Annotated in this window: 23 protein-coding genes; 12 read left to right on the forward strand and 11 right to left on the reverse strand. The window is 68.7% G+C overall.

Annotated features, from left to right (window positions below):
• Positions 1–508: 508 nt before the first annotated feature.
• Together hrpB and D0B54_RS20105 are read right to left on the reverse strand one after the other, a co-directional pair.
• Entirely contained in the window at positions 509–2,977 is a 2,469-nt protein-coding gene (gene hrpB, locus D0B54_RS20100; protein ID WP_117293518.1) for an ATP-dependent helicase HrpB, read from the reverse strand.
• Positions 2,974–3,633: an MOSC domain-containing protein gene (locus D0B54_RS20105; RefSeq protein ID WP_117293520.1), complete on the reverse strand. Its 660-nt coding sequence runs from the start codon at positions 3,631–3,633 to the stop codon at positions 2,974–2,976. The genes hrpB and D0B54_RS20105 overlap by 4 nt, the downstream gene beginning before the upstream one ends.
• Positions 3,634–3,669: 36 nt before the next feature.
• Here D0B54_RS20105 and D0B54_RS20110 point away from each other — a divergent pair, with 36 nt between their 5' ends.
• On the forward strand, positions 3,670–4,620 hold the full coding sequence (locus D0B54_RS20110; RefSeq protein ID WP_162932583.1) for a methyltransferase domain-containing protein: 951 nt from the start codon (positions 3,670–3,672) through the stop codon (positions 4,618–4,620).
• Positions 4,621–4,697: 77 nt separating this feature from the next.
• Here D0B54_RS20110 and D0B54_RS24455 read toward each other — a convergent pair whose 3' ends face one another.
• Positions 4,698–4,952 (reverse strand): YkgJ family cysteine cluster protein, encoded by a 255-nt coding sequence (locus tag D0B54_RS24455; protein ID WP_162932584.1) that lies wholly within the window; start codon positions 4,950–4,952, stop codon positions 4,698–4,700.
• A gap of 80 nt (positions 4,953–5,032) precedes the next feature.
• On the opposite strand from D0B54_RS24455, the gene tesB reads away from it, so the two are divergent.
• Complete coding sequence (tesB, locus tag D0B54_RS20120; protein ID WP_117293526.1) at positions 5,033–5,905, forward strand: acyl-CoA thioesterase II; 873 nt, start codon at positions 5,033–5,035, stop codon at positions 5,903–5,905.
• 21 nt (positions 5,906–5,926) lie between these two features.
• On the forward strand, positions 5,927–6,865 hold the full coding sequence (locus D0B54_RS20125; protein ID WP_117293528.1) for an alpha/beta fold hydrolase: 939 nt from the start codon (positions 5,927–5,929) through the stop codon (positions 6,863–6,865).
• Positions 6,866–6,999: 134 nt separating this feature from the next.
• Here the strand turns inward: D0B54_RS20125 and D0B54_RS20130 are convergent, their stop codons facing one another.
• Positions 7,000–7,689, reverse strand: coding sequence for a hypothetical protein (locus D0B54_RS20130; RefSeq protein WP_117293530.1), 690 nt, complete (start codon positions 7,687–7,689; stop codon positions 7,000–7,002).
• A gap of 143 nt (positions 7,690–7,832) precedes the next feature.
• Here D0B54_RS20130 and D0B54_RS20135 point away from each other — a divergent pair, with 143 nt between their 5' ends.
• The 5 genes from D0B54_RS20135 (at position 7,833) to D0B54_RS20155 (ending at position 15,126) form a co-directional block, all read left to right on the forward strand.
• The gene (locus D0B54_RS20135) at positions 7,833–8,885 is read left to right on the forward strand and encodes a M14 family zinc carboxypeptidase (protein ID WP_117293532.1); all 1,053 of its coding nucleotides are present in this window, start codon (positions 7,833–7,835) and stop codon (positions 8,883–8,885) included.
• Positions 8,886–8,999: 114 nt separating this feature from the next.
• Positions 9,000–10,445 carry an aldehyde dehydrogenase family protein gene (locus D0B54_RS20140; protein WP_117293534.1) on the forward strand — a complete coding sequence of 482 codons (1,446 nt, stop codon included), beginning with the start codon at positions 9,000–9,002 and terminating at the stop codon, positions 10,443–10,445.
• Between the two features lie 73 nt (positions 10,446–10,518).
• Positions 10,519–12,204, forward strand: coding sequence for an acetolactate synthase large subunit (locus D0B54_RS20145; protein WP_205527192.1), 1,686 nt, complete (start codon positions 10,519–10,521; stop codon positions 12,202–12,204).
• Positions 12,205–12,420: 216 nt separating this feature from the next.
• Positions 12,421–13,632 carry an iron-containing alcohol dehydrogenase gene (locus D0B54_RS20150; protein WP_117293536.1) on the forward strand — a complete coding sequence of 404 codons (1,212 nt, stop codon included), beginning with the start codon at positions 12,421–12,423 and terminating at the stop codon, positions 13,630–13,632.
• 276 nt (positions 13,633–13,908) lie between these two features.
• Positions 13,909–15,126, forward strand: a complete 1,218-nt coding sequence (locus D0B54_RS20155; protein ID WP_117293538.1) for a GGDEF domain-containing protein — start codon at positions 13,909–13,911, stop codon at positions 15,124–15,126.
• A 150-nt stretch (positions 15,127–15,276) separates the two neighbouring features.
• Here D0B54_RS20155 and D0B54_RS20160 read toward each other — a convergent pair whose 3' ends face one another.
• The 3 genes from D0B54_RS20160 to D0B54_RS20170 all read right to left on the reverse strand — a co-directional run bounded on the left by D0B54_RS20160 (position 15,277) and on the right by D0B54_RS20170 (position 18,529).
• Entirely contained in the window at positions 15,277–16,314 is a 1,038-nt protein-coding gene (locus tag D0B54_RS20160; protein ID WP_117293540.1) for a hypothetical protein, read from the reverse strand.
• Positions 16,315–16,546: 232 nt separating this feature from the next.
• On the reverse strand, positions 16,547–17,563 hold the full coding sequence (locus D0B54_RS20165; protein WP_162932585.1) for a hypothetical protein: 1,017 nt from the start codon (positions 17,561–17,563) through the stop codon (positions 16,547–16,549).
• Between the two features lie 33 nt (positions 17,564–17,596).
• On the reverse strand, positions 17,597–18,529 hold the full coding sequence (locus D0B54_RS20170; RefSeq protein WP_117293544.1) for a LysR family transcriptional regulator: 933 nt from the start codon (positions 18,527–18,529) through the stop codon (positions 17,597–17,599).
• A 99-nt stretch (positions 18,530–18,628) separates the two neighbouring features.
• Between D0B54_RS20170 and D0B54_RS20175 the strand changes: the two genes are divergently transcribed.
• From D0B54_RS20175 to D0B54_RS20185, 3 genes are all read left to right on the forward strand, one after another.
• Positions 18,629–19,231, forward strand: coding sequence for an FMN-dependent NADH-azoreductase (locus D0B54_RS20175; RefSeq protein WP_117293546.1), 603 nt, complete (start codon positions 18,629–18,631; stop codon positions 19,229–19,231).
• Between the two features lie 42 nt (positions 19,232–19,273).
• Complete coding sequence (locus tag D0B54_RS20180) at positions 19,274–19,678, forward strand: DoxX family protein (RefSeq protein WP_117293548.1); 405 nt, start codon at positions 19,274–19,276, stop codon at positions 19,676–19,678.
• A 79-nt stretch (positions 19,679–19,757) separates the two neighbouring features.
• On the forward strand, positions 19,758–20,606 hold the full coding sequence (locus D0B54_RS20185) for a pirin family protein (protein WP_117293550.1): 849 nt from the start codon (positions 19,758–19,760) through the stop codon (positions 20,604–20,606).
• A 36-nt stretch (positions 20,607–20,642) separates the two neighbouring features.
• On the opposite strand, the gene D0B54_RS20190 is transcribed toward D0B54_RS20185, so the two are convergent.
• Both D0B54_RS20190 and D0B54_RS20195 read right to left on the reverse strand, forming a co-directional pair.
• A complete protein-coding gene (locus D0B54_RS20190) occupies positions 20,643–21,731 on the reverse strand; it encodes a toxin-antitoxin system YwqK family antitoxin (RefSeq protein ID WP_117293552.1) in 1,089 nt (362 codons plus the stop codon).
• 71 nt (positions 21,732–21,802) lie between these two features.
• Complete coding sequence (locus D0B54_RS20195; RefSeq protein ID WP_117293553.1) at positions 21,803–22,729, reverse strand: hypothetical protein; 927 nt, start codon at positions 22,727–22,729, stop codon at positions 21,803–21,805.
• Between the two features lie 157 nt (positions 22,730–22,886).
• On the opposite strand from D0B54_RS20195, the gene D0B54_RS20200 reads away from it, so the two are divergent.
• Positions 22,887–24,245 carry a WS/DGAT/MGAT family O-acyltransferase gene (locus D0B54_RS20200; protein ID WP_117293555.1) on the forward strand — a complete coding sequence of 453 codons (1,359 nt, stop codon included), beginning with the start codon at positions 22,887–22,889 and terminating at the stop codon, positions 24,243–24,245.
• 106 nt (positions 24,246–24,351) lie between these two features.
• On the opposite strand, the gene D0B54_RS20205 is transcribed toward D0B54_RS20200, so the two are convergent.
• A complete protein-coding gene (locus tag D0B54_RS20205; RefSeq protein WP_117293557.1) occupies positions 24,352–25,863 on the reverse strand; it encodes a DUF2254 family protein in 1,512 nt (503 codons plus the stop codon).
• Positions 25,864–25,895: 32 nt separating this feature from the next.
• A complete protein-coding gene (locus D0B54_RS20210) occupies positions 25,896–26,906 on the reverse strand; it encodes an AraC family transcriptional regulator (RefSeq protein WP_117293559.1) in 1,011 nt (336 codons plus the stop codon).
• Positions 26,907–26,961: the final 55 nt, after the last annotated feature.

Here is a 26,961-nt window from a genome sequence, read left to right on the forward strand (position 1 = left end):
CCTGGGTTGCCAAAGGCAAGGCGGGAGCACACTTTGACCGGCGCTCCCGGCTTCGCTGCACGAAACCGGGCTGCGGGACTCTTCTTGTCCCCTCTCCCGTTTACGGGAGAGGGATTAAGGGAGAGGGTTTCTGTAAAACGCGCACGGATTGGCCCGACTACCTTTTACAGAAACCCTCTCCCGGCAACTGCTCCATGCGTTGCCCTACCTCGGGGATCCATCCCCTCGCCGGCCTGCGGCCACCCTCTCCCGCAAGCGGGCGAGGGGACAAGATTGGCGCTCACCCGTAGCCCGGTTTGCCAAAGGCAAGCCGGGAGCACACTGTGACCGGCGCTCCCGGCTTCGCTGCACGAAACCGGGCTGCGGGGACTGGTTGGGCTCAAAGAAGGCGCAGTAGACAGCGGACACAATGGCAGGAGCGGCTGTTAGCCGCGAGGGCCGGTGACCACGGCCACCGGCCCTCGCGGCCAACAGCCGCTCCTACATTCGTTACCTGAACCAACCGCCTTCACGTCCCCCGCGGCTTCGCCCTTCTGGTCGGCGCCGCTTCCAGCGGATTGTCCGGCCAGGGATGCCGCGGATACCGCCCCTTCATGTCCTTCTTCACGTCGCTGTAGCTGCCGGCCCAGAAACCGGCGAGGTCGGGGGTGATCGCGACCGGGCGCTGGCCGGGGGAGAGCAGTTCCAGCACCACGCGGTTGCGGCCGTCGTTGACCGTGGGGGTCTGGGCGCAGCCGAACATCTCCTGCAGGCGCACCGACAGCAGCGGCGCTTCCGGCGGGCGGTATTCCAGGCGCACGCGCGAGCCGGTGGGCACGTCCATATGCGTCGGCGCCAGCCGACCGAGCTTCTGCTGCGTGGCGTAGTCGAGGCTGGCGTTGAGGATTTCCATCAGGTCCAGACGCGCAAGGTGATCGCGCCGCGTGACGCCATCGAGGGAGGGCGCCAGCCAGTCTTCCAGCGTCGCCAGCAGGCCCTCGTCGGAGACGTCGGGCCAGCTGTCTTCGGGACGCCACTGGCGCAGCGACAGCACCCGCGCCTGCCACTGCCGCGCGGCCTCGTTCCAGGGCAGTGCCTGCAGGCCGAGGGCGCGGATGCCGGCGAGCATCGCGGTGCGGATTTTCTCTTCGGCGCCGCCGCGCAGCATGCGGCGCTCGAGCACGATCGCACCGAGGCGCCGCTGCGTCTCGGAGACCACGGCATCGGTCTGCGGGTCCCAGCGGCAGTCCTGCACGTCGACGATGCGCGCGGCCTGGTCGCGCAGCAGTTCGTCTTCGCGCAGCGCGGCGGCGAGGCGGATCTTGCGGGGTGGTCCTGGGTCCCAGTGCGCGATGGCAAGCCACTCGGACGCGGACAGCGGATCGTGTTCGCCGATGCGCGCCTCGCCGCCGTCCTCGCAGAGGTAGACGCCGCGCTGGCTGCCGCGGCGGCGGGCGATGCGCTCGGGATAGGCCCAGCTGACCAGGCGCGCGACGTCGCGGTCGTCGGCGACGGGCTGCTCGGTGGCATCGACCTGCCGCCCCATCTGGCGCGCGGAGTCGCGCACGCGGCGCAGCGCATTGGGATCGGCGGCGCGGCCCTGCAGGTAGGCCTGCACCGTGGCGGCGAGATCGCTGGCGCCGCCGTCGCGCTCTTCCAGCACCGCCGCGGTCCAGGCCGCAAGCGCGCCGAGGCCGCGGGCCTTGGCCAGCAACAGCATCTGTGCACGCCGCGGCGCCGCCGGCAGGCGCGCCAGTTCGCGGCCGTGCGGCGTGATGCGGCCCTGCGCGTTCACCGCGCCGAGTTCGCGCAGCAGCTCGCGCGCATAGGTCCAGCTCACCGTGCCCGGCGGATCGAGGAACCCGAGTTGAGCCGGCTCGCTCGCGCCCCAGACCGCCAGCTCCAGCGCGAAGCGCGACAGGTCGGCGGCGAGGATTTCCGGTGTGTCGTGCTGGGCCAGTGCCGCCTGCTGGTCGCGATTCCACAGGCGGTAGCAGTGGCCGGGACCGAGGCGGCCGGCACGGCCGGCGCGCTGGTCGGCGGAGGCGCGCGAGACGCGCTGCGTCTCCAGGCGGTTGGCGCCGGCACCGAGATCGAAACGCGCCACGCGCACCAGGCCGCCGTCGACCACGGTGGTGACACCCTCCACGGTGAGGCTGGTCTGGGCGATGTTGGTGGCCAGGATCACCTTGCGGCGACCGTCGCGGTCGGGCTGCAGCGCGGCGTCCTGCTCGGCCGAGGACAGCTCGCCATAGAGGGGATAGATGGCGGCCTGGGTGCGCGCTTCCAGCCGGCGCTGCGCGCCACGGATCTCGCGCGCCCCGGGCAGGAAGGCCAGCACGTCGCCCGGCGTCTCGGCCAGCGCCGTGATCACGCCCTGCGCCACCACCTCGCCATGGTCGGCATCGGCGCGCTGCGTCAGGTATCTGATGTCCACCGGGAACAGCTGGCCGCCGCTCTGCACCACCGGCGCATCGTCCAGCAGGCGCGCGACGCGCTGCGTGTCCAGCGTCGCCGACATCACCAGCAGGCGCAGCTCGGGGTTGAGGTTGGCGCGCACGTCCAGGCTCAGCGCCAGCGCGAGGTCGGCGTCGAGGCTGCGCTCGTGGAACTCGTCGAAGATCAGCAGGCCCACGCCGGGCAGCTCCGGGTCGGCCTGCAGGCGCCGCGCCAGCAGGCCCTCGGTGACGACCTCGATCCGCGTGGCCGCGGAAACCTTGCGCTCGAAGCGGATCTGGTAGCCCACGGTCTGGCCCACCGGCTCGCCCAGCAGCTGCGCCATGCGCGCCGCGGCGGCGCGCGCGGCGACGCGGCGCGGTTCCAGCATGACGATGCGCAGCCCCTTGAGCCAGGGCTCGGCCAGCAGTTCCAGCGGGATCAGGGTGGTCTTGCCGGAGCCCGGCGGCGCGGCCAGCACGGCGCGGCCGCCGCCGGAAAGGGCCTGGCGCAGTGCCGGCAAAGCCTCGCGGACCGGCAGGTCGGGCAGCGGGAGTTTCATGGCAGGGTCCGCAGGTAGTCGGCGCGACGCTGCAGCTTGCCGACCCAGTTCGGGTTGAGCCCCGGCGTGGCGGCGAGACGCCGCAGGGCCTCGGGCGCGGGGCGGTGCTCGGCCTGGGTATCCCAGAATTCGCGCAGCGAGATGGCGTCGGCATTGCGCTGCAGCAGCCGCAGCGCGTCGCCGGCCCGGGCGCGGCCCGGCTCGAGCACGCGGTAGTACCAGCCGGCGATGCCCTGCCCGGCGATCCAGAGGGCGATGCCCTCAAGGCCGTGGCGCGCGTCGATCTTCCAGCAGGGGCTGCGCGGCTGCGACAACTGCAGGCGCGCCGTGCCGAAGGCCCAGACGTCGCCGATGCAGACGCCGGACTCGTCGGCGCCCTCGGTGGACAGGTTCTCGCCCAGGCCGCCGGCGACGAAACCGGCGGCCTGCTCGGGAAAGCGCGCGGCCAGGCGGCGGTGGTTTTCCAGCGGGAAGTGGTGCACCGCCTTCTCCGGCCCGCCGTGCACGCGGCGGTCGGCCTGGGCGTCGCTCAGCAGGCCTTCGGGGCCGATGTCCACTGGCCCGGCGACGGGGTCCTTGAAGATGCCCGTGGGGCGACCGTCGCCCGGCATGGGGCGCACCGAACCGGCGAAAACATGGGAGACGAGCAGCTGCATCTGCGCATTTTCACCGAATCCGCGAAAATACGGCGTATGAGTGAAATAGAACTCCACAGAAAGCTCCTGGGCGACGCCCCCCGCAACGCTGCCTTTCACGCGGCGCTGAAGCAGCTGATCGAGCCGGGCAAGACCACCGTGGCCGACATCGGTGCCGGCACCGGCTTCCTCAGCTTCCTGGCGCGGCGCCTGGGCGCGGCGCACTGCACGCTGATCGAGTACAGCGGCATGATCGAGCTGGCGCAGAAGCTGGCGCGGCAGAACGGCATCGACCAGCTGACTTTCGTCCGCGGCCATTCCGCCGAGCTGCGCAAGCCGCCGAAGGTGGACCTGGTGGTGTCGGAGACCCTGGGCAACTTCGCCCTCGAAGAAGGCCTGCTGGAGACCCTGATCGACGCGCGGCGCTACCTCAAGGCCGGCGGCCGGGTGCTGCCGCAGGGCCTGCGGCAGTTCGCCGCGCCGGTGACGGCAGCGCGGCTGCAGCAGGAGATCGACATCTGGCCGCAGGTGGGCTTTGATCTGGACCTGTCGGCCGCGCGCACGGTGTCGCTCAACAACATGTACGTGAAGCAGATCGCCCCGGCCGACCTCGGCGGCCGCGACTGCGGCCAGGCCTGGGACGAGCTGGACCTGCGCCCGCAGGCCAAGGCCGCCGACAGCCGCCGCACCGCGACGCTGCGCTGGAAGGCCGGTGACCTGCCGGCCGCGCGGGTCGAAGGCATCGCGCTGTGGTGGGTCTGCGAGTTGCTGCCGGGGATCGAGCTTTCGACCTCGCCGTTCGCGCCGGCGACGCACTGGGACCAGATCTACCTGCCGCTGCTGGCGCCGCTGGAGCTGGCGCCGGACGACGTGCTGGAGCTGAGCCTGAGCTGCGATACACGGCCGGACGTGGGCGTGCGGCTGGGGTGGAAGACGCGGCAGCTGCGGGGCGGCAAGGCGGTGGGCGAGCAGGTGCAGGACAGTTTCAAGGGGCGGGTGGACTTGTAGTGTCTGAATTGTAGGAGCGGCTGTCAGCCGCGAAGGCCGGTTGTCATGTTGACCGGCGCTCCTACTCCGCTACCCTCTCAAGCGGCGGTGAGGGATTCCAGGCGCAGCAGGTATTCCATCGCTGCATCCCTGGATGTTCCACACATTTCCGCCGTCGGTTTCAGGCTGCCGCAGACCGCCGGCCGGCGCGGGTCGCCGAAGATCGCGCAGCGCTGGTCGTCCATGAGCTGCGCGCAGCGCACTCCCGCCGGCTTGCCACCGGGCATGCCGGGGATCGGCGAGGAGATCGAGGGCGCGGTGCAGCAGGCGCCGCAGCCCGAACGGCAAGTCATTGACGACACTTGGTGAAATGGCCCTTGTTGGCTTAGCCTTGAGGGCTGGAATTTTATCACTCCCCTGGTCTGCCCCCCGCATGAACCGCATTCTCTCGGACCTGGTCGGCCTGCTCGACCTGGAAACCATCGAACAGAACATCTACCGCGGCCAGTCGCGCGATCTCGGCGGCAAGAGCGTGTTCGGCGGCCAGGTCATCGGCCAGGCCCTGGTGGCGGCGCGCCGCACGGTGCAGGACCAGGCGCCGCATTCGCTGCACGCCTACTTCCTGCGCCCGGGCGACATGGCCCTGCCGATCGTCTACGAGGTGGAACGGGTGCGCGACGGCCGCAGCTTCAGCACGCGCCGCGTCCACGCGATCCAGCATGGCCAGCCGATCCTGTCGATGATCGCTTCGTTCCAGAAAGCCGAGGGCGGCCTGGACCACCAGGCGCAGATGCCGCAGGTGACGCCGCCCGAGGAACTGCCGACACTGCTGGAAGTGGCGGAGAAGTGGGTGGCGCAGACACCGGGGGTCAGCGAGCGGGCGCGCAGCACGCTGCTGCGCGAAGTGCCGATCGAGTTCAAGCCGGTGCGGCCCTGGAACCCGCTGGTGACCGAACAGCGCGAGCCGGCGCAGCACATCTGGTTCCGCGCGGCCGGCCAGCTGCCCGACGACCCGCTGCTGCACCGCTGCGTGCTGGCCTATGCCTCGGACTTCAACCTGCTGTCGACCGCATTGCTGCCGCATGGCAAGGGCTGGTTCCGCAGCGACATGGTGGTGGCCAGCATCGACCACGCGCTGTGGTTCCATCGCGACGCCCGCGTCGACGACTGGCTGCTGTACTCCATGGACTCGCCCTCCGCCCAGTCCGCGCGCGGCTTCTCGCGCGGGCTGATCTTCGACCGCCAGGGTCGCCTGATCGCCAGCACGACGCAGGAAAGCCTGATGCGTCTGGTCGATACCCCGTAACAACACACGGAGAAGAACTGCATGCGTTTCCTGATCGCCCTCGTCGTGATCCTGGCCCTGGCTGTCGGTAGCCTGTTCGCGCTGGATCGCTACTACCCCGAGCAGGCCACCCGCTGGGGCCTGGCGCTGGAGCGCAAGCAGTCCGGCCTGGAGCCGAAGACGCTGAAGATCCCGGGCTTCGAGATTGCCTATCTCGAGGGCGGCAGCGGCGAGCCGCTGGTACTGGTGCACGGCATCGGCGCCGACAAGGACAACTTCACCCGCGCCGCGCGCTGGCTGACGCCGCACTACCGCGTGATCGCGATCGACCTGCCCGGCTTCGGCGAAAGCAGCAAGCCCGAGCAGGCCGACTACGGCATCCCGGCCCAGGTGGAGCGCCTGGACGAGATCATGACGGCACTGCAGCTGGGCCGCGCGCATTTCGGCGGCAGCTCGATGGGCGGCTGGATCGTCGCCAGCTACGCCGCGAAGTTCCCCAACAAGGCCGCCAGCCTGTGGCTGCTCGGCGCGGCCGGCATCGACGGCGGCAAGCGCACCGAGGTGCGCGCCGCCTACGATCGCGGCGAGTACCTGCTGTTCTCGCAGAAGCCCGAGGACTTCGAGCGCACGATGGACTTCGTCTTCGTCAAGCGGCCCTTCGTGCCGGGCAGCGTGCGCCACGTGCTGGCGGAACAGGCGGTGGCCAACTACACGCTGCACACGCGCATCTTCCGTAACCTGATCGAGCACTGGAGCGAGTACAGCGTCAACAACAGGATCCGCGGCCTGCCGGTGCCGGCGCTGGTCGTGTTCGGCGACCACGATCGCGCGGTGGACCCGGGCGACGGCCTGATCTGGAAACAGCTGCTGCCCAACTCGCAGCTGGAGATGATGCAGGACATCGGCCACCTGCCGATGATGGAAGCGCCGCAGGTGTCGGCGATGCGGTACGTGCAGTTCAGGCAGGGGTTGCAGCGGTAGCTACAGCCCCGACCAAGACCGGCAGTCCGCAAATGGACGCAAATTAACGCCAATACAGCAATTCAATCATTTGCGTTGATTTGCGTTCATTCGCGGACAGAATACCGTTGCGGACTCACCAACCACACGGCACTTCACTGCCAACCCGCCGCCATGTTCTCCAATCCCCCCCGGTAGTAGTCGAACCGCTGCGCCAGGTCCTGGAACACCGGCCGCAATCCCAGCTGCTCGGCCATGCGATGGCGCGAGGCGGTGGCGTAGTAGCTGCGGCCCATCTTGCAGTAGTAGTTCATGTCCACCGGGCGGCGCTTGTAGCGAAAGCGATGATCGACCCAGGGGCGGCAGATGCCGGCCAGCCACAGTGCGTAGTTGCCGATGTGCGACTGCACGTAGAAACCGCGCTCCGGTCCCGCCTGCGCCGCTTCCTGCACCAGGTCGACGAGGTAGTGGTAGCTCTGCTCCTCGCCGTCCTGCACGCGGTAGAGTCGCTCGGTGCGGACGAACAGGCCCAGCAGGTTGGCCAGGTAGTGCACCGTGCGTCGCGTGGTGCCGTTGCGCGCGCCGGCCAGGGCGCGCCGCAGGGTGACGTTGAAGTACAGCTTCGGCGAGACCTCCAGCCATTGCAGCTGGCGGTCGCGGATCGCGGCATTGACGTAGTCGCTCTCCAGCAGCGACTCCAGCGTCGTCGGGCGCTCCAGCGCCAGGCGCACCGCCTCGTCCAGGTCCACGCCCGGCACCGGAAAATGCTCGAACAGGAACCGCAGGTCCTTTTCATCGAAAGCCGGCGGACCCAGCCGGGCGAAATCGGGCATCTGCATCGTCATATCGACCTCCCTGACGCTTACCAAGCCTTGTCTTCGCTGGTGCAAGTAGCGGGCCATCGCTGCCCCCCGGAACGCCCGCGGTAGCGTTCGTCCCGACCGGCGGTGTCACGCCAGCTTCACCAATCTGTCGCAATCTGCGCGGCATGAGCAAGTCCAAGCCCCTGTCCACCCATGCCCTGCGCGAGCTCGAGGAGCTGGAAGCCCTGATCGGCCGCGCCAACGGCGCATTGCGCAGCGAGGTGGTCTGCCGGGTCGATTACCGCGGCCGTCAGTGGCCGGTGCACTGCCTGGAACTGGGTTCGCGCGACCCGCTGGCGCCGGTGGTGGGCTTCTTCGGCGGCATCCACGGCGTGGAGCGCATCGGCACCCAGGTGCTGCTGGCCTTCCTGCACACCCTGGTGGAACGCCTGCGCTGGGACGAGGAACTGGAGCGCAGTCTCCAGCACGTGCGCCTGGTGTTCATGCCCCTGATCAACCCGGGCGGCATGCTGGCCGAGACCCGTGCCAACCCCGCGGGGGTGGACCTGATGCGCAATGCCCCGATGGACGCCGAGGACGCGGTGCCCCTGCTGGGCGGCCACCGCCTGACGCCGATGCTGCCCTGGTTCCGCGGCCGCGCCGGCGAGGCGATGCAGCCGGAGGCGGCGGCAATGTGCCGCGTGGTGGAGGAGCGCCTGCTGACCCAGCCCTTCAGCCTGGCGCTGGACTGCCATTCCGGCTTCGGCGTGCGCGACCAGATCTGGTTTCCCTACGCACGCACGACGCGGCCGATCGACTGCCTGGGGGACCTGTACGCGCTGCGCAGCCTGTTCCGCGCCACCCATCCGCACCACAACATCTATGTGATCGAGCCGCAGGCACGCCACTACACCACCCACGGCGACCTCTGGGACTATCTCTACGACCGCCCGCGCGCACAGCCCGGGCAGGTGTTCCTGCCGCTGACGCTGGAAATGGGCTCCTGGATGTGGCTGAAGAAGAACCCGCGGCAGATGTTCCGCCTGCTCGGCATCTTCAACCCGGTGCTGCCGCATCGCCTGCAGCGCACCCTGCGCCGCCACATGACGCTGTTCGAGTTCCTGCTGCGGGCGGCGGTGTCGCACCAGCGCTGGTTGCCGCAGGGCGAGCAGCGCCAGCTGCTGAACCAGGCGGCGATCGACTACTGGCCCTCGATCCTGCGCTACGAGGACCAGTAAGGTCCCATCCGCCTCCGGGGCGAACTGCGCTGCGGATCACAGGACACTACATCTGGGGCGCTGCCGTTTCCCCTGGTATGGGCTAAGCTCGGGGAAAAGCAGGAGAAAACGCGTATGCCCCACCGCTACGGACTGCTCGTCCCCGGCATTTCTACCAAGTCCGAGCCCTTGCTCGTGCGCGCGCCCTTCGATCGCACCGCGATCGGCGAGGTCGCCACCGCCGACGCCAAGGTGGTGGAACACGCGCTCAAGACCGCTTACGGGCTCTACCGCAACCGCGACGGCTGGCTGCCGCTGGCCAAGCGCATCGCCATCCTCGAGGAAGCCGCTTCGATCCTGCTGTCGCGCGGCGAGAAGCTGGCGGTGGAATCGGCCCGCGAGGGCGGCAAGCCGCTGGTGGATTCGCGCGTGGAAGTGGCGCGCGCCGCCGACTCGCTGAAGATCTGCGTGGAGACGCTGCGCACCCAGGCCGGCGAGGTGATCCCGATGGGGACCACCGCCTCCAGCACCAACCGCATGGCCTTCACCCAGACCGAGCCGATCGGCGTGGTGGTGGCGGTGTCGGCCTTCAATCACCCGCTGAACCTGATCGCCCACCAGGTGGGCCCGGCGATCGCCGCCGGCTGCCCGGTGATCATCAAGCCGGCCAAGGCCACGCCGCTGACCTGCCTGCGCTTCATCGAGATCCTGCGCGAGGCCGGCCTGCCGGACGAGTGGTGCCTGCCGGTGATCCCGGAGAACAACGAGCTTTCTACCAAGATGGTCACCGATCCGCGCGTGGCCTTCTTCAGCTTCATCGGCAGCGCCAGGGTCGGCTGGGACCTGCGCAGCAAGCTGGCGCCCGGCACGCGCTGCGCGCTGGAGCACGGCGGCGTGGCACCGGTGGTGCTGGCCGGCGATGCCGACGTCGCCTATGCCCTGCCGCTGATCGCCAAGGGCGGCTTCTACCATGCCGGCCAGGTCTGCGTGTCGGTGCAGCGCGTCTATGTCGACCGCGGCATCGCCGGCCACTTCGCCGAGGAACTGGCCAAGCTGGCGCAGAAGATGATCGTCGGCGACCCGACCATGCCGGAAACCGAGATCGGTCCGCTGATCGACCCGGCCGAGACGCGCCGCATCCACGACTGGGTGGAAGAGGCCGTGGCCGGCGGCGCGCAGCTGCTCTGCGGCGGCCAGCCGATGTCCGAGACCATGTACGCGCCGACCGTGCTGCTCGATCCGCCCGGCACCGCGCGGGTCTCGACGCAGGAAGTGTTCGGCCCGGTGGTCTGCGTCTACAGCGTGGATTCCATCGACCAGGCCATCGAGCGCGCCAACAGCCTGCCGGTGGCGTTCCAGGCGGCGGTGTTCACGCGCTCGCTGGAAACCGCGCTGCGCTGCTACCACCGGCTGGAGGCCTCGGCCGTGATGGTCAACGACCACACCGCCTTCCGCGTCGACTGGATGCCCTTTGCCGGCCTGCGCGCGTCCGGCCACGGCGTGGGCGGCATTCCGCACACGATCCACGACATGCAGGTGCGCAAGATGATGGTGCTGCGGTCCAAGGAGATCGCGCGCTGAGCTGAACGTCAGGATTGCTTTTCCCTTCTCCCTGGAGGAGAGGGTTCATGGTCCGGTTTCGGGAGAAAGCGTCATGAGCGAAGGCAGTTCCGGCAGCGGCAACATCAAGGCATCCGACCTCTTCGTCAAATGCCTGGAGGCGGAGGGGGTGGAGTACATCTTCGGCGTGCCCGGCGAGGAGAACGCCGACGTCATGATGTCCCTGATGGATTCCCCGATACAGTTCGTGCTGACGCGCCATGAACAGGGCGCAGCCTTCATGGCCGACGTCTACGGCCGCCTCACCGGCAAGGCCGGCGTGTGCCTGGCCACGCTCGGCCCCGGCGCCACCAACCTGGTCACCGGCCTGGCCGACGCCAACATGGACCGCGCGCCGACGGTGGCGATCATCGGCCAGGCCTCGACCAAGCGACTGCACAAGGAGTCGCACCAGAACATGGATGCGATCGCGATGATGCGGCCGATCTCCAAGTGGGCCACGTCCATCGTCGAGCCCAGCATCATCCCCGAAGTGGTGCGCAAGGCCTTCAAGGTGGCCGAGGCGGAAAAGCCGGGCGTGACCGTGATCGAGTTGCCGGAGGACGTGGCCGAGCGCAAGACCCATGGCCACCCGATGAAGGTGTTCAAGACCCGGCGCCCGGCCGCCGACCACAAGGCGGTGCAGCAGGCGGTGGACCTGCTGCTGTCTGCCAAGTGCCCGATGGTGCTGGCCGGCAACGGTGCCTTGCGCAAGCGCGCCGCCGCGCAGTTGCGGCGGCTGGCGCTGAAGGCCGGCATGCCGGTGTTCAACACCTTCATGGGCAAGGGCGCACTGAAGCGCGAGGACCCGCACAACCTGTTCACCATCGGCCTGCAGGCCAAGGACTACGGCAACCTGGCGATGGACAAGGCCGACGTCGTGCTGGTGGTGGGCTACGACCCGGTGGAGTACAGCCCGGACAAGTGGAACGCCAAGCAGGACAAGAAGATCATCCACATCGACTTCCAGCCGGCCGAGGTGGACCAGCACTACACGGTGGAAGTGGACGTGGTGGGCGACATCGCCGACGCGCTGTGGCAGATCAACATCGCGCTGGAGCGCGACCACGACGACCGCCTGCCGCTCAACGACATCGGCAAGTGGCAGAAGGTGCGCCAGCAGATCCAGGACGATCACGCCTGCGAGAAGGACGACTTCGCCTTCCCGGTGAAGCCGCAGAAGATCCTGTGGGACGTGCGCCAGTACATGGGCCCGCGCGACATCATCCTGTCCGATGTCGGTGCCCACAAGATGTGGATCTCGCGCTACTACCCCTGCGACGAACCCAACACCTGCCTGATCTCCAACGGCTTCTGTTCCATGGGCTTCGCCCTGCCCGGCGCCATCGGCGCCAAGATCGCCTGCCCCGACCGCAAGGTCATGGCGATCTGCGGCGACGCGGGCTTCCTGATGAACGTGCAGGACCTGGAAACCGCGGTGCGCCTGAAGCTCAACGTGGTGATCATGGTCTGGGCCGACGGCGAGTACGGCCTGATCAAGTGGAAGCAGCAGAACGAATTCGGCAAGCACTCCAAGCTGGACTTCGGCAACCCCGACTGGGAACTGCTGGCGCAGGCCTTCGGCATGTGGGGCCGCACGGTGCGCACCGCCGAGGAACTGCCGGCGGTGCTGGCCGAGGCGCACAGCCAGCCCGGGCCGGCGCTGATCGGCATCCCGGTGGACTACGCCGAGAACCTCAAGCTGACCAAGAAGCTGGGCAGCCTGGTGATGAGTTCCTGAGGGCCCGGAAACACAGCGGGCCGCCGCGTGCGACGACCCGCTGCCTTTGGTCCTGTGAAATTCCTTCAAAAACCTGACGATAGCCTCAGGTGACGATGCCAGCGGGCGATGACACGCCCGAGATGCGTCATAGTTCGCTCCCAAGGCCTGCCTGAAGGCCGCCAGAGGCCGGTCCACGGCCCGCAAACCATTCCTAGAACCCAGACGAGAGCGAACATGCTTTTCAAACTCCAGGTCCTGTTTTTCAAGTTCATCATGGTGTTCCTGCTGATCGGCACCAAGATCCTCAATTTCCGCAAGCCGGAACTGTTCAGCGGCTCGGGTTCCTCCCTGCAGCTTTGCGATCACATCGCCAAGACCGGAGTGAAGAAGCTGCTGGTGGTGACCGACGCCGTGCTGATGAAGCTCGGGCTGCTCAACCCGATGCTGGCGCGCCTCAAGGAACTGGGCGTGACCACCGTGATCTTCGACGGCGTGGAGCCCAACCCGACGATCGCGCAGATCGAAACCGGCCTGGCGCTGCTCAAGCGCGAAAACTGCACGGCGATCCTCGCGGTCGGCGGCGGCTCTTCGATCGACGCCGCCAAGGTGATCGGCGCACGCGCCACCAACCCGCATTCGGTCCGCTGGATGGGCGGCCTGTTCCGCCTGATCTTCTGGCCGAAGACGCTGTACGCCGTGCCGACCACGGCCGGCACCGGCTCCGAGGTGACGATCGCCGCGGTGGTGTCCGATCCGGAGAACACGCGCAAGTTCGCGATCATGGACCCGCGCCTCGTGCCGACCGCCGCCGCGCTGGACCCGCAGCTGATGATCGGCCTGCCGCCGCACATCACCGCCGCCACCGGCATGGACGCGCTGACGCACGCGGTGGAAGCCTATATCTCGCGCAACAGCTTTGCCGCCACCGACGTCGAGGCGCTGGAAGCCACGCGCCTGATCATGCAGAACCTGGAAAAGGTGGTGAAGAACGGCGCCGACCTGGAAGGCCGCGCCAACATGGCCCTGGCCTCGTTCAAGGCCGGCGTCGCCTTCACCAGCGCCGGCGTCGGCTACGTCCACGCCATCGCCCACAACTTCGGCGCGTACTATCACGTCCCCCATGGCCTGGCGAACGCCATCGTCATGCCCTACGTGCTCGACTATTCCAAGCCCGAGTGCACCGCGCGCCTGGCCAGGCTGGCGGAAGTCGGCGGGCTGAAGAAGGGCGGCGAGAGCGATGAGCAGTTGGCCGACAGCTTCATCGCCAAGATCCGCGCGATGAACGCCGAGTTCGGCATCCCGACCAAGGTCGAAAAGCTCAAGTCCTCCGACATCCCGGCGATCGCCACCGCGGCGCTGAAGGAAGCGCACTGGACCTACGCCGTGCCGCGCTACATGGACAAGCCGACCTGCGAGAACCTGGTCGGCAAGATGCTGGCCGCCTGATCCGGGCCGCCGCCGCGGTCGCATGAAGAAGCCGGGACAGGGACGTCCCGGTGCGAAGGCTTCCGTGGCTTCATCACCGGCGCCCGGCATCTCGCCGATGGCGGGATGACGCGCAGGATGATCTGCTGCTTATTTCATTGAATATTGTTTTTATATTTATATATAAACTCACATACTTCAGCTGAATCTACCCCTCTCCCTGTCCTCAATCGGCCCATCCAGGGTGGCCCGGCCCGGCGTGCGGCCCCGTAGAATGGGGCCGAGGGAGAATTCAGGATGTCGGAACTGGAGCAACTGGAGCGGGCACGGCGCGTCGATGCGTACCGGCTGCGCTTCGCGGGGGAGCTGGAGGAAAACTTCCGGCGCTCGCACCGTGCCCAGTACCGCTACTCGCGGCTGATCCTGTTCGCGATCGCCGTCATCGGCTTCGGCTTCGGGCCGCTCTACATGGACGCCCTCTATGCTCCCAGCGAGGCCGTGCGTCCCTTCATGGTGCTGCTGGAGCTGGGCGTGGTGCTGCCCATCGTGGCCTTCGCCGGGCTGCTGACCTTCCTGCGCGCCGAGCGGCAGCTGGTGCAGGCCGCGCAGATCACCGGCGTGCTCGGCTTCTGGAGCGGCGTGCTGATGCTGCGCTTCCTGTCCCTGCGCGGCGAGCTGAGCTACCCGCACGAGATGCTGGGCGTGGTGATCATCGCGGTGTCGATGTTCGGCGGCTTCAGCAGCCGGCGCGTGATCCCGGCGGCGCTGGCCTTCTTCGCGCTGGGCATCTTCCTGGAATTCCACCTCGGCAGCTCGCCGATACAGGCGCGCGGCAACGCCCTGAGCCTGGCGTACATGGCACTGATCTCGGTCGCCGGCGCCTATGTCCACGAACTGCTGGGCCGCCTGGCCTGGGTCACGGCGCGCTACGCCTACGCGTCCGCGCGCACCGACCCGCTCACCGGCCTGCCGACCCGCGCCGAGTTCAACCGCCTGCTGCCGCGCGTGCTGGCGCAGGCCGCGCGCGAGCGGCGCATGGTGGGCGTGGCCCTGCTCGACGTGGACCACTTCAAGCGCATCAACGATACCCAGGGCCATCTGTTCGGCGACCAGGTGCTGAGCCGTATCGGCGCGGTCCTGCAGCAGCAGATCGCGCGTCGGCCGCTGGACCTGCGGGCGCGTTACGGCGGCGAAGAGTTCGTGATGGTCTGGTACGACATCACGCCGCTGGAGTTCGAGCACCAGGTGGCGAACCTGCTGTATTCGATCCGCGAAGTGGTGCTGGAAGATTCGCGCCGGCGCCAGGACATCTCGCTCAGCGCCAGCATCGGCGGCATCTGGCTGGTGCCGGAGCCGGACCAGGAATCCGAGCCGCTGCTGCAGGATGCCGACCAGCGCCTCTACGAGGCCAAGGCCGCGGGCCGCGACTGCTCCCGCCTGCAGGCGGCGGAACGCTACCGCCCGCACGAGCACGTGGTGCATGCGGATTTCCGGCGCGGGCCACGCAGCAGCTAGAACCGGCAGCTTCTTTTGCTCCCCCGCCAGAGGATGCGCAGAAGCCGTAGCGAGCAGGGCCGAGGTTGCTTCGAGGAGCGGAGACGTACTGAAGTACGGCGAGCACCGGAGATGCAAGATCGGCCCGCGCAGTAGGCTTATGTGCGTCCTCTACCGGACCTCGAACTCGCGCTCGTCGAAGATGCGGTCGTTGATGCGCAGCTCCACGCGGTGCTTGCCCTTGCCCAGGTCGCCGCCCGGCATGTAGCCCAGCAGCACGAAGGGCGTGCGGTCGAAATCGATGCGCACCGAGTGGTGGGTCTTCGGCTTGCCGTTGGCATACCAGACCCAGCTCACCTGCTGGTTGCGGCCGACCCACCAGTTCTCCAGCGTGCCGTCCCAGCGGATGATGGTCTTGAGGCAGACCGTTTCCTTGCGCGTGAAGATGATGCGCGGCTTGCGCTCGCCCAGGTCGGTGCTGCCGCGCGTGGTGAGGTAGCTGTCCGACACTTCGATCAGGTCGGTCGGCGGTACGTAGACGTAGGCCAGGGCGCCGAGGGCGGCGATACCCACCAGCGAAGGCCAGCCGGCCTTGCGGAAGTGCGTGAGCAGGTACACGAAATTGCTCACCGGCGAGCCCACGATCAGGGCCACGCCCCAGGCGGTGGAGCCGGCACGGAAGGCGATCGCGATCATCCAGGCGTGCGTCACCATCAGCAGGCCCAGGCCCAGGCCCACCGCCCACCAGCGCACGGACTTGACCTTGCGCGGGCGCAGCGGCTCGGCCGGCGCGCCGTCGGCGCGCGCGACACCGGTCAGCCCGCCGGCCTCGCCACGCGCTCCGCTGCCGGGCGGCGGCGGGGGCGGCTCGATCATTCTGCTGGGGCGCGCCGGCTGGAACTGCGGCGGCATGGGGGCAGCCACTTCAGCGGGCGGGGGCTGCACCGCAGGCGCTGATGGACGCGCCGTCTCGGGCGCCGGCTCGATGCGGGGCGCAGGCGCCTCGGGGGACGGTGCAATGCTGCCCGCCCCGCTCTCGGTCGTCACCGAGGGGCGCTCAGGGCGGACGGCCTTGGTGGCCGGGGGGCAGCCGCTGTCGGCAATGAAGATTTCGCCATTGGCATCGCGGCACTTGTAGAAGCCCGCAGCCACCGGCGCGCTGTATGCGCTGATCCAGGCCGCGAGCATCGCCAGAACGCCGGCCGTCACCCAACTCTTCACATGGTCCTCATTCGAAATAGTCGCCCGCGCGATGGCCCCTGGCCGGACGCTGCATGGAGCGTGCCGCCGGCAGCCGCGCTGGCCCTTTATGACACTACGATCACCGGAGCCTGCAAGCTTACCGGCCCCGCGTGACGCTCGCCGACTCATGGTTCTGCACGCAGCAGATCACGAAGGGCCCCCGGACGAAATCGTCTGCCCGGACGACGGGAAATCCGGCCTACAGAATTTCGAACTCGCGCGTGTCGATCAACTCGTCGTCGATGTACAGCTCGACGCTGTGACGGCCCGGGCCGAGTTCTGCCGCCGGCCAATAGCCCTCGAGTACCTTGGGCGCGGCGCCGAACTCCATCTCCCTGGAAAACTCGGCAACCTGCTCGTCGCCGGTATACCAGGCCCAGGTGACGACATAGGGCACCTCGCCCACCAGCCAGTCGTCCCAGCCCAGCACGGTCTTCATGTACACCTTCTCGGAAGAGGAGAAACGCTCGCGCGGAGCGCGGTCCTCGATCCCTGTCTGCGCGCGGGCGGTGAGATAGCTCTCGTTGACGTCGATCAGTTCGGTCGGCGGCACGAACAGCGACGCGGCCAGGGCCAGGCCACCGGCGGTCATCGCAAAGCTCCCGAGGGTCCTCGGTTCACGCAGGTTGAGCAGGCAGTACAGCAGATTGGCGAACGGCGCGAACAGGAAGATCAGGAAGCTCCACAGTTTGGACCCCGCTCCCCAGGCCAGGCCCATCATCCAGAGGTGGCCGATGGTGGCGATCGCCACCCCGACCAGCACCAGTCCCCAGTGCCCGGAGCGCGACTGGCGCTTGCGCAGGGGCTCGGCGGCGACCGGCGCGACCGCCTCCGGCGTCACCGTGGCGTCTGCAGGTTCGATGGCAGTGGCGGGCTCGACGGCCGAGGCCGGTTCGATGGCCTCCACCACCACGCCGGACGGGAGGGCCTTCGCGGCAGGGGCCGCCGCCGGGCTGACGGCTGACGGCGCGGCGGCCGCGCCGACCGGTTCCAGGCTGCCGGGCGGCAGTTCTGCTTCCGGACGCGGTGTCGCCTTGGGCCGCTCGATCGGATTGCTGACGGGACAGCCGCCGTCGGTGAAGTAGGTCTTGCCTTCTGCATTGACGCAGCGGCTGATCCCCGCGTCGGCGGCGGTGGCCGCCAGCCCGAGCGCGCAGGCCAGCAGCAAGCCCGGGCCTCGCCAGGCCCCTGTCCCCTTCCCTGGAAAAAACCGCATGTCCGCAAATCCCTTTGTCCGTTTCTTGTGCCCTTAGCTTAGCGGCGTTTGCCTGCGCGTCGAAGCCTCCTGTGCGCAAAGTGTGGCGACGGTCTCACGGATGATCTCGCCCAGGCGCCAGGCGGCGCGGCCGGGATAGTCGCGGTCGGCAAACACCAGGTAGAGCTGCACGAAGCGCTCGCGCCCTTCGCGCAACGGCAGCGGCTTGAGGCGCCCCTCGGCCAGCTCGGCACGAATGGTGTCTTCCGGGTACCAGGAGAAACCCAGGCCCAGGCAGGCGGCGGCGATGGCCGTGGCCTTGTTGCTGAAGGTGTAGCGCTGCTCCGCTTCCTGCCAGCTGCCGGCCTCGCGCACGCGCTGCTGCGCGGTATCGCGGATCACCAGCTGGCGATGCTTGCGCAGGTCGCGGAAGTCCAGCTCGCGGCCCAGCTGGTGCAGCGGATGATCGGGATGCGCCGCGGCAATGAAGCGCAGGGGCATCAGCGCGTCTCCGGCGAACCCCTGCGGCACGTGCGCGGCGATGGCGAAGTCGACGCGCCGTTCCATCAGCAACTCGTCGGTGCCGCCGAGCACGCTCTCGTACAGCTGGATGCGGGTCTGCGGCTGCTCCTGCGCAAAGCTTGCGAAGCAGCGCAGCAGCGCCCAGGTGGGAAAGATGATCTCGGCCGCCAGCCGCACCTCCGGCTCCCAGCCGGCGGCGAGGCTGGCGGCGCCATGCTCCAGCGACAGCGCCTCGTCGAGCAGGGCGCGGGCACGGCGGTGGAGCACGTGGCCGGCGGGGGTCAGCACCGCCTTGCGCCCCTCGATGGTAAAGGCCTTGAGGCCCAGCAGGCGTTCGATCTTCTGCACCGCATAGGTCACCGACGACTGGGTCTTGTGCAGCTGCTCCGAGGCCTGGGCATAGCCGCCCGCCTCCACCACCGTGGCCAGCGCACGCCATTGTTCCAGGCTGATTTTCGGATGCATTATCGATCCATTCGATAGATATAACCGAAAATATCTGCTTTTTTATCGAATCCTGCAATTGTTTAATGGCGTCACACCCAGCAACAACGGAGTAAAGCCATGAGCAACCAGACCCGCAACATCCTGCAGATCAGCACCAGCCTGAACGGTGAAAACAGCCAGTCGAGCCGCCTGGCCGCCCGCTATGTCGCGGCGCAGAACGGCGCCCGCGTCACGATCCGCGACCTGGCCGCCGAGCCGGTGCCCCACCTGGACGGCGCCCGCTTCGGCGCCTTCATCACCCCGCCGGAACAGCGCACGGCCGAGCAGAACGCCGTGGTCGCCTATTCCGACGCCCTGATCGCCGAACTGAAGCGCGCCGACGTCATCGTGCTGGGCCTGCCGCTGTACAACTTCGGCATCCCTTCGCAGCTGAAGAGCTGGATCGACCATGTCGCCCGCGCCGGCCAGACCTTCCGCTACACCGCCAACGGCCCCGAGGGCCTGGTGAAGGGCAAGAAGGCCTATGTCTTCGCCACCCGCGGCGGCATCTATGCCGGCACGGCGCTGGACACGCAGACCGGCTACATCCGCGACTTCCTGCGCTTCATCGGCGTCGAGGACGTGGAGTTCGTCTACGCCGAGGGCCTGGCGATCTCGGAAGAGAGCCGCGAAGGCGCCCTGGGCAAGGCCCAGGAACAGATCGACCGGCTGGCGGCGTAAGCTGCCAATCGCTAACAACAACCCGCACAAAGGAGACATGCCGTGAACAACTTTTTCGACCGCTTCCGCGATCCCCTCGTCCTGCTCGGGCGCCTGCTGATCGCCACGATCTTCGTCGGCGCCGGCTACAGCAAGATCGGTGGCTACGAGGCCACCCAGGGCTACATGGCCGCGATGGGCGTGCCCGGAGCGCTGCTGCCGCTGGTGATCTTCGCCGAACTCGGCGGCGGCCTGGCCATCGTGCTCGGCTTCCTGACGCGCCTGGCGGCACTGGGCCTGGCGGTGTTCAGCATCGCCTCGGCGGTGATCTTCCATGGCGGCAGTGCCGACCAGGTGCAGCAGATCATGTTCATGAAGAACCTGGCGATGGCCGGCGGCTTCCTGTTCCTGGTCGCGCACGGCGGCGGCAAATACAGCCTCGACGCCAAGCTGTTCGGCAAGAGCTGAGTAACGCCCCTGCGGCAACCGGCTTGCCGGCTGCCGCAGGGGCAAGCGTTCCCCCACGATTCACGACTGGAGACATGTCATGAGTACCCGCAAGCTGCAGCAGGTCATCGACGCGCAGCCGACTTCCGATGGCGCCGGCGTCAAGCTGCGCCGCTCCATCGGTTCGCTGCCGGGCCTGCGTCTCGATCCCTTCCTGATGCTCGACGAGTTCTCGTCCGAGCAGGCCGACGACTACATCGCCGGCTTCCCCTCGCACCCGCACCGCGGCTTCGAGACCGTGACCTACATGCTCGACGGCCGCATGCGCCACGAGGACCACATGGGCAACCGCGGTGACCTCGGCCCCGGCGACGTGCAGTGGATGAGCGCCGCGCGCGGCATCATCCACTCGGAGATGCCGCAGCAGAACGAGGGCCGCATGCGCGGCTTCCAGCTGTGGATCAACCTGCCGGCGCGCGAGAAGATGAAGCCGGCCAGCTACCGCGACATTCCGTCGGGCGAGATCCCGGTGGTGGCGCTGCCCGGCGGCGGGCAGGTCAAGGTGATCGCCGGCAAGGTATCGGCGGGCGGCGTTGAAACCGTCGGCGCGATCCGCGACGTCAGCACCGAGCCGGTGTACCTGGACGTGGTGCTGCCGGCCAACGCGCGCTACAGCCAGGCGCTGCCGGCGGGGCACAACGCCTTCGTCTACGCCTACGAGGGCGGCCTGCGCATCGACGGCCGCGAGGTGAAGCGTCACGCCGCCGGCGTGCTGTCGGACGGCGAACTGTTCGAGGCCGAGGCCGGCCCCGAGGGCGCACGCTTCATCCTGCTGGCGGGCAAGCCGCTGCGCGAGCCGGTGGTGCAGTACGGTCCCTTCGTGATGAACACCCGCGAGGAGATCGAGCAGGCACTGGACGACTACCGGCGCGGCAAGCTGGCGGCCTGAACCGTCCTGGACAAGGGAGGACCTGCTCCCTTGTCCTCAGGGCTTGCCGCTGTTCAGTCTTGCCCGGACGCGCTGCAGCACCCACTCCGGCTTGTGGTAAGGCTCAGGCAGCTTCTCCACCCAATTGAAGTTCTGCTCCAGATAACCGGCCCCCGCCTTGGCCCTGTCCGCCCAGCCCGCCGGCCTGCCCTCGTCCGGCACCTGCGGCTCTCCGTCGGCGAACTGCACGTTCAGCATCACCCGCCCGTCGAGTTGCTTCGCAAAGAAACGACCATGGGGCACGCCATGCCGGTACTCGCAGTGGATGCGGGCACTGCCCTCTGCCTCGAAGATCAGTTGTGGACCGTGATACTTCCCCGCCGCGAAGCTGGAAGAAGCGGTCAGGCTGCCGTCGTTGTCCAATATCTTCATCTCGCCCTCGAGCAGCCCGCGGGAGAACGTCGCCGTCAGCGCCAGTGAGCCCTTGCTCGAGTAGAGGTTGAAGACGCCATGCGCCTCGCCCTGCTCGTAGTCGACCGTCGCCAGGACGGCGCCGCTGGCCTGCAGGAAGGTCTGCTGACCCTGCAGTTTTCCATCGACGAAATGCACCCGGTGGCCGATCAGGTCCTCGGGGCGCGATTCGATCATGCCGGTGAACCCGGCCAGCAGATCCACGTCGTCCGCGCGAGCCGACTGGGCCTTGGCCGCCGCGTAACGCGGGGCGTCCCGCCAGGCCGTCGCCCGCGCGGCTCCCTCCCCGTCGTCTTCGCAATCACCGCCCTCGAAGACCTCACGATATCGCCCTCCCTGGAATTCCGTGCGGCAGGTTTCATCGTCGTACTCGGCGAGCAGGTAGCTGCCGTCGGCGATGTACGGCGCGAGCACAGGAAGCATCCAGCTGAACTCGTCATGTCCATCGGTATCGATCTTCTCGTCGGGCTCGAAGCGCTCGATATCGCCGCAGGACGAGACATGACACTCACAACCCAGCAGGCGCAGGGCCTCCGGCAGGCCAGGACTGGCCGTGAGTTCGTCGCGCCAATGGCCCTCGGCCTTGGCCGCGAGCAGCAGGGTCGCGCGCGCAGCGGGCTGCTCGGCCTTGTTGATGCGCAGGCGTGAATCCAGACAACGGAAGAAGACGCTCATGGCAGGTCGGATCGAGGGTGAAGGAATGGCGGGCTTGTGACTCGCCCGCCAGGCTACAGGCCATACGCCCCTCAGCCTGGCAGGGAAGCCTTGCGCCGGGCGGCGCAGCCGAGTGTAGCGAACAGCGCGAGCAGCAGGCCGGGGAAGGCACCGCCGCCGCGGCCATCGTCGAGCACCTGCAGTTCGCCCGGGGACACGGGCTCCAGGGTGACGGTGCCGGGCGACCCCGTGCTACCGCCGGTCGACTCCACCGTGCCACCGCCCGACCCGAGGCTGATCGAACCGGAGCCGCTCGAACCGCCGGAACCGGAGGGTGTTCCGGGCGAGCCGACGATGACCACGCCCGCGCCCGAACCTCCGCTGCCGCCGTCGCCCGAGGGCGGGCCATACACGACCGCCGATTCCGTGGCATTGATGGTGAGGTTGCCGATCTCATCCATCCATTCGATCCAGGCGACGTCGGCGCTGCGCAGGACGAAGTCGCTGTCCGCACGGCCTGCGAACCGAAATGGCGCCGGCGCGGAGTCGACGCGCCGGGCCTCGATCAGCACGTCACCGAAGCGGCGCACCGGGCCGACATGGACCGCGCTGTCGCTGTCGATCTGCACGCGGCTTGCATCGCGAAAGTCCACGACGCCGTTGTCGGGCGACTCGAACTGCGCGGCGTCACCGCCGGACAGGCGTCCACCCCTGCCGAAATGGATGCTGCCACCCGGGCCGAGCACGATGCTGCCGCCGGAGGACAGGACCGGCACGGCGCTGCCGGGCGTCGACGGCACGGCGCTGCCACCGCTGCCATAGTCGATGGAGCCGCCAATGCCGAGGTCCAGAAGGCCGCCCGCGCCGAAGCTGATCGTCGCGCCGGCCGGCGCCTCGATGGCGCCGCCCTCGGCGAACTCCAGTTCCAGCCGGCAGGGCGCTCCCTCGCAGAGCAGCGCCGCCTGCGGCGCACCGCAGGCCAGCAGCAACATGGCGGCAGCGAGGTGGTGCAGGGACATCGGGAGGCTCCTGAGTATCTATTCATGCCAGTCTCATCTTTTCCTCCCGGCGCCACAACCTGCCGTGGTCGTCAGGTTTGGCGGCGGCCACGCCGGCAGGCTTCGGGTAGGATCGGCTTGAGTGCCCCGCGCGGGGCGCACCTCGGAGACGAGCCTCATGCAGCCTATCGGGCCGGTGGATGCGTCGTTCCTGCTGATGGAATCGCCGGCGACGCCGCAGCATGTCTCGGTCATGCAGATCTTCGCGCTGCCGCCGGATGCGCCCGAGGACTTCCTGCGGCGCCTGGTCAGCCATTTCCGCGGCGCGCACGAGCTGGTGGCGCCCTGGAACCTGCGGCTGGCCAGCACCGTGCTGGGCCTGCGGCTGCCGGCCTGGACGGTGGAGCCGGCGGTGGACCTGGAGTACCACGTGCGCTTCGCGGCGCTGCCGCGGCCGGGCGGCGAGCGCGAGTTGGGCGAGCTGGTGTCGCTGCTGCATGGCCAGCAACTCGATCCGGTGCGGCCGATGTGGGAATGCACCCTGATCGAAGGCCTGGAGCATGGCCGCTTCGGCCTGTTCGTGAAGATGCACCACTCGCTGATCGACGGCGTCAGCGCGCTGCGCCTGATGGGGCGCGTGTTCAGCAGCGACCCGCAGGCGCTGGACCTGCCGCCGCCCTGGGCGGTGCCACCGCCGCCCAGGCCGCCGCGCGAAGAGCGGCGGCCCGCGCGCAAGGGCGCGCCGCTGCGCACCGCGGTGGCGACCGGCCGCGCGCTGCTGCAGCTGGCGCTGGCCGGCCGCCGCCGCGGCGAGCCGCTGAAAGCGCCCTATGCCTGCCCGAGCACCGCGCTCAACGGCCGCATCACCGCGGCGCGGCGCATCGCCACGCAGCAATACGAGCTGACGCGGCTCAAGGCACTGTGCAAGGCGCTGGACTGCAGCATCAACGACCTGGTGCTGTATCTCTGCGGCAGCGCGCTGCGGCGCTTCCTGGCCGAGGCTGGCGCACTGCCGCAGGCCCCGCTCACCGCCGGCCTGCCGGTGAGTGTGCGCGCGGCCGACGACCAGGGCACCGGCAACGCCATCAGCTTCATGATCGCCGACCTCGCCACCGATGCCGACGATCCGCGGGAACGCCTGCAGCGCATCGTCGATTCCACGCGCCAGGCCAAGGCGCACCTGCAGACATTGCCGCGGCAGGCGCAGCTGCCCTACGTGCTGCTGATGATGGGCCCCTCGACGCTGCAGCAGCTCACCGGCCTGGCCGGCCGCATGCCACCCAACCACAACGTCACCGTCTCCAACGTACCGGGGCCGGCGCAGCGGCTGTATCTCAACGGCGCGACGATGGAAGCGATGTATCCCTTCGGCATGCCAGGGCATGGGCTGGCGCTGAACATCACCTGCCTGTCCTACGCCGGCACGCTCAACCTGGGCCTCACCAGCGGCCGCGACGCGCTGCCGCACATGCAGCGCATCGCGGTGTACATGGGCGAGGCGCTGGCGGAGCTGGAGGAACTGCTGGGGGCGGGGTGAGCTTGCAGGAATCGGCGTGCTGGCAGCCACATCAACCAGGTCGCCAGCAAGCTGGCTCCTGCACCGGCACGCTGGGGTAAACCCCGAAACAGCAGACGACGGGTCTCTAGTCGTCGCGCGTCAGCAGCCGGTCGATGACGGCGCAGACGTGGCGGCGGCGCGCAGGTTCGACGTAGTCCAGGTCGGTGCCGCGGTCGGTCATCTCCCAGAATGCCGCGTCCTCCACGGCGAGGATCGCGTTGCGCGCCGCCAGCAACGCCGGCTTGGACACGCTGTGCAGGGAGGCCTCGATCACCGCCAGGTCCTCGCGCATGCCTCGCTCCTCGAAGTAGCCGCCGAGCATGGCGCGGGACTTGACCAGCGCGGCGGAGGTCTCGACGCCCTCGAACTGCAGCATCGCCTCCAGCAGCACCGGTGCCGGATCGAGATCGCGCTCGTAGGCCAGCTCCGCGAGGCCGGCCAGCTCGTAACTGACCAGTTCGTAGATGAACGGCAGGCCGCGGTGGCGGGCGTAGTTGGCGTAGTAGCAGGCATGCTCGACCAGCCGCGGCACCAGCGCCGGGGCGTCGACCAGCAGCTGCCGGATCAGCAGCTTGTAGTTGAACACGACGTTGTAGGCGGTGGCGTTCTCCTTCTTCTTGATCGCTTCGCGCGTGAAGGTGTTGAGCACCCGCACCAGCAGGCGGAACACCTCCGGATCGCCGTCGCGGGCCTCGGCGTGCGCGGCCTGGGTCACCGCCGACGAGATCACGCTGATGCCGTCCGGCATCCTTCCGAGCATGCCCTTGTAGGCCAGGATCAGCTGCGTCGCCAGGCGGTGCTCCATCCACACGCGGCCCTCGGAGAGCATGCGGATGGCGTCGCGCGAGGCGCCGACCAGGATCGAGTTGTCGACCGCGAAGAATTCCGCGGGCAGGCGCGGCTTCACCGTGCGCACGCGTTCCAGCTCGAGGATGTGGGTGGCGATGGCGTCGAAGCAGACATCGCGGTCGGCGCGGTCGACCGCGCGCAGCAGCACGCTGCCGAGGTTGACGATGCGCTGGTTGACGCGGCGCTGCGACTCCCGCACCGGGTAGCGGCCGCGCGCGGCGTCCTCCAGCGACTCCTGCAGGCGCCGGTGCACACGCTTGATGATCGTCAGCGGATCGACGAAGGACAGCACGTAGAAATAGTAGGGCAGCAGGATCAGCCAGCCGCAGATCGCGAACGCCACCGTCAGGAAGAACGGCAGCTGCGCGGTCCAGGCGTCGAAGGACAGGGACAGCGAGAACAACGCATGCGCCGCCAGCAGCGCGCAGCTGCACAGCACGAACAGGTTGATGCGGTCGCGCGCGAAGATCTCGATCAGCTTGGGCGTGTACATGTTCGCCGTGATCGGGATCGCCAGGGCGATGAAGGTCAGCAGCAGCGCGATCTGGGTGTTGTAGGAGGTGGCCAGCGACGAGGCCAGGGTACGCACCATCGGCGCGGTGGCGTGCAGGTCGGACAGCTTCAGCGCCTCGCCGGTGACCGGGTGCACGGCGCGCAGGAACTCCCAGGCCGCCTCCAGCCAGAAGACCAGGAAGGCGATGGAGAACAGGGTCACCAGCAGGCGCAGCGCGAATTTGCGGTCGTCCATGGGCCGATTCTTGCAGAACCGCGCGCCGGCGGTCAGGGGGTCGCCCGCTGGCGCTCGCGGTACTCGCTGGGGGAGCAGCCGGCCCAGCGCCGGAAGGCGCGGGTGAAGCTGCTGGTGTCGGAGAAGCCCAGCAGGAAGGTGATCTCGCCGATGCTGTAGCGGCGGTCCTGCAGGTAGGACTGCGCCAGGTCGCGGCGCGTTTCGTTGAGCAGGGTCTCGTAGCTGCTGCCCTCTTCCGCCAGCTTGCGCTGCAGGCTGCGCAGCGACAGGTGCAGCGTGTCCGCCACCTTGTCGGCCGAGGGCACGCCGGTGGGCAGCAGCGCGGTCAGCGCGCCGCGCACGCGTGCCAGCAGGTTTTCCTTGTCGTGGCGCGCCAGATAGCGCAGCACGATCTCGTCGTTGTGCCGCGCCAGCTCCGGGTTGGCGCCTTCCAGCCGCCGCTCGAAGGGCGCGCGCTCGAACCAGATGGCGTTTTCCCCGGCGCCGAATTCCAGCGGGCAGCGCAGCACGCGCTCGTAGCCGGCCAGGCTCGCCGGCGCCGGCCTGCGCAGGGTGACGCGCAGGGGCGAGAACTCGCGGCCCAGGTGGCTGCGGCAGAAGCGCAGGAAGACGCTGATGAAGGCGTCGATCGATTCCGGTGCCGGCGTCACCGCGCCGGCCGGGCGGATGCGGAAGCAGTAGTGCTCGCCGTCGACGAAGAACTGCAGGTCGGCGGCGTCGGTCACCAGGCGGAAGTAGCGCACCATGCGCTCGAAGGCCTCGCGCAGCGTGCTGCTGGCCTGCAGCGCGTAGCCCAGGGCATGGAAGGTGGTGGCGTTGACCTGGCTGGCCACGGACAGGCCGAAGGCGACGTCGCCGGTGGCCAGCACCGACAGGGCCCAGAGCCGGGTGGTCTGCTCCAGCGGGTAGCGCGCGTTGGGGTCGTCCAGCGAGGCAGGGTCCAGGCCGGCCTCGGCGAACAGGGCGGCGCTGTCCACGCCGGCCCGGTCCAGGGCACGGCGGATCGCGCGGCCCCAGCTACTGAGTACAGTTGTTCGCTGCATTGTCGCCGACGGCCAAGCGTTTGGCGGCCCAAGACAGGCCCGCAATCCAGTCCTT

The organism is Solimonas sp. K1W22B-7, assembly GCF_003428335.1.
GTDB lineage: Bacteria > Pseudomonadota > Gammaproteobacteria > Nevskiales > Nevskiaceae > Solimonas_A.

Bases quoted from the DNA above. Each gene is read 5' to 3' on its own strand.
- D0B54_RS20205 (WP_117293557.1), bottom strand. From the start codon at position 25,863: ATGGACGACCGCAAATTCGCGCTGCGCCTGCTGGTGACCCTGTTCTCC.
- D0B54_RS20200 (WP_117293555.1), top strand. From the start codon at position 22,887: ATGCAGCCTATCGGGCCGGTGGATGCGTCGTTCCTGCTGATGGAATCG.
- D0B54_RS20195 (WP_117293553.1), bottom strand. From the start codon at position 22,729: ATGTCCCTGCACCACCTCGCTGCCGCCATGTTGCTGCTGGCCTGCGGT.
- D0B54_RS20190 (WP_117293552.1), bottom strand. From the start codon at position 21,731: ATGAGCGTCTTCTTCCGTTGTCTGGATTCACGCCTGCGCATCAACAAG.
- D0B54_RS20185 (WP_117293550.1), top strand. From the start codon at position 19,758: ATGAGTACCCGCAAGCTGCAGCAGGTCATCGACGCGCAGCCGACTTCC.
- D0B54_RS24455 (WP_162932584.1), bottom strand. From the start codon at position 4,952: ATGACTTGCCGTTCGGGCTGCGGCGCCTGCTGCACCGCGCCCTCGATC.
- hrpB (WP_117293518.1), bottom strand. From the start codon at position 2,977: ATGAAACTCCCGCTGCCCGACCTGCCGGTCCGCGAGGCTTTGCCGGCA.
- D0B54_RS20140 (WP_117293534.1), top strand. From the start codon at position 9,000: ATGCCCCACCGCTACGGACTGCTCGTCCCCGGCATTTCTACCAAGTCC.
- D0B54_RS20105 (WP_117293520.1), bottom strand. From the start codon at position 3,633: ATGCAGCTGCTCGTCTCCCATGTTTTCGCCGGTTCGGTGCGCCCCATG.
- D0B54_RS20125 (WP_117293528.1), top strand. From the start codon at position 5,927: ATGCGTTTCCTGATCGCCCTCGTCGTGATCCTGGCCCTGGCTGTCGGT.
- D0B54_RS20135 (WP_117293532.1), top strand. From the start codon at position 7,833: ATGAGCAAGTCCAAGCCCCTGTCCACCCATGCCCTGCGCGAGCTCGAG.
- D0B54_RS20130 (WP_117293530.1), bottom strand. From the start codon at position 7,689: ATGACGATGCAGATGCCCGATTTCGCCCGGCTGGGTCCGCCGGCTTTC.
- tesB (WP_117293526.1), top strand. From the start codon at position 5,033: ATGAACCGCATTCTCTCGGACCTGGTCGGCCTGCTCGACCTGGAAACC.
- D0B54_RS20165 (WP_162932585.1), bottom strand. From the start codon at position 17,563: ATGCGGTTTTTTCCAGGGAAGGGGACAGGGGCCTGGCGAGGCCCGGGC.
- D0B54_RS20175 (WP_117293546.1), top strand. From the start codon at position 18,629: ATGAGCAACCAGACCCGCAACATCCTGCAGATCAGCACCAGCCTGAAC.
- D0B54_RS20150 (WP_117293536.1), top strand. From the start codon at position 12,421: ATGCTTTTCAAACTCCAGGTCCTGTTTTTCAAGTTCATCATGGTGTTC.
- D0B54_RS20145 (WP_205527192.1), top strand. From the start codon at position 10,519: ATGAGCGAAGGCAGTTCCGGCAGCGGCAACATCAAGGCATCCGACCTC.
- D0B54_RS20170 (WP_117293544.1), bottom strand. From the start codon at position 18,529: ATGCATCCGAAAATCAGCCTGGAACAATGGCGTGCGCTGGCCACGGTG.
- D0B54_RS20210 (WP_117293559.1), bottom strand. From the start codon at position 26,906: ATGCAGCGAACAACTGTACTCAGTAGCTGGGGCCGCGCGATCCGCCGT.
- D0B54_RS20155 (WP_117293538.1), top strand. From the start codon at position 13,909: ATGTCGGAACTGGAGCAACTGGAGCGGGCACGGCGCGTCGATGCGTAC.
- D0B54_RS20110 (WP_162932583.1), top strand. From the start codon at position 3,670: ATGAGTGAAATAGAACTCCACAGAAAGCTCCTGGGCGACGCCCCCCGC.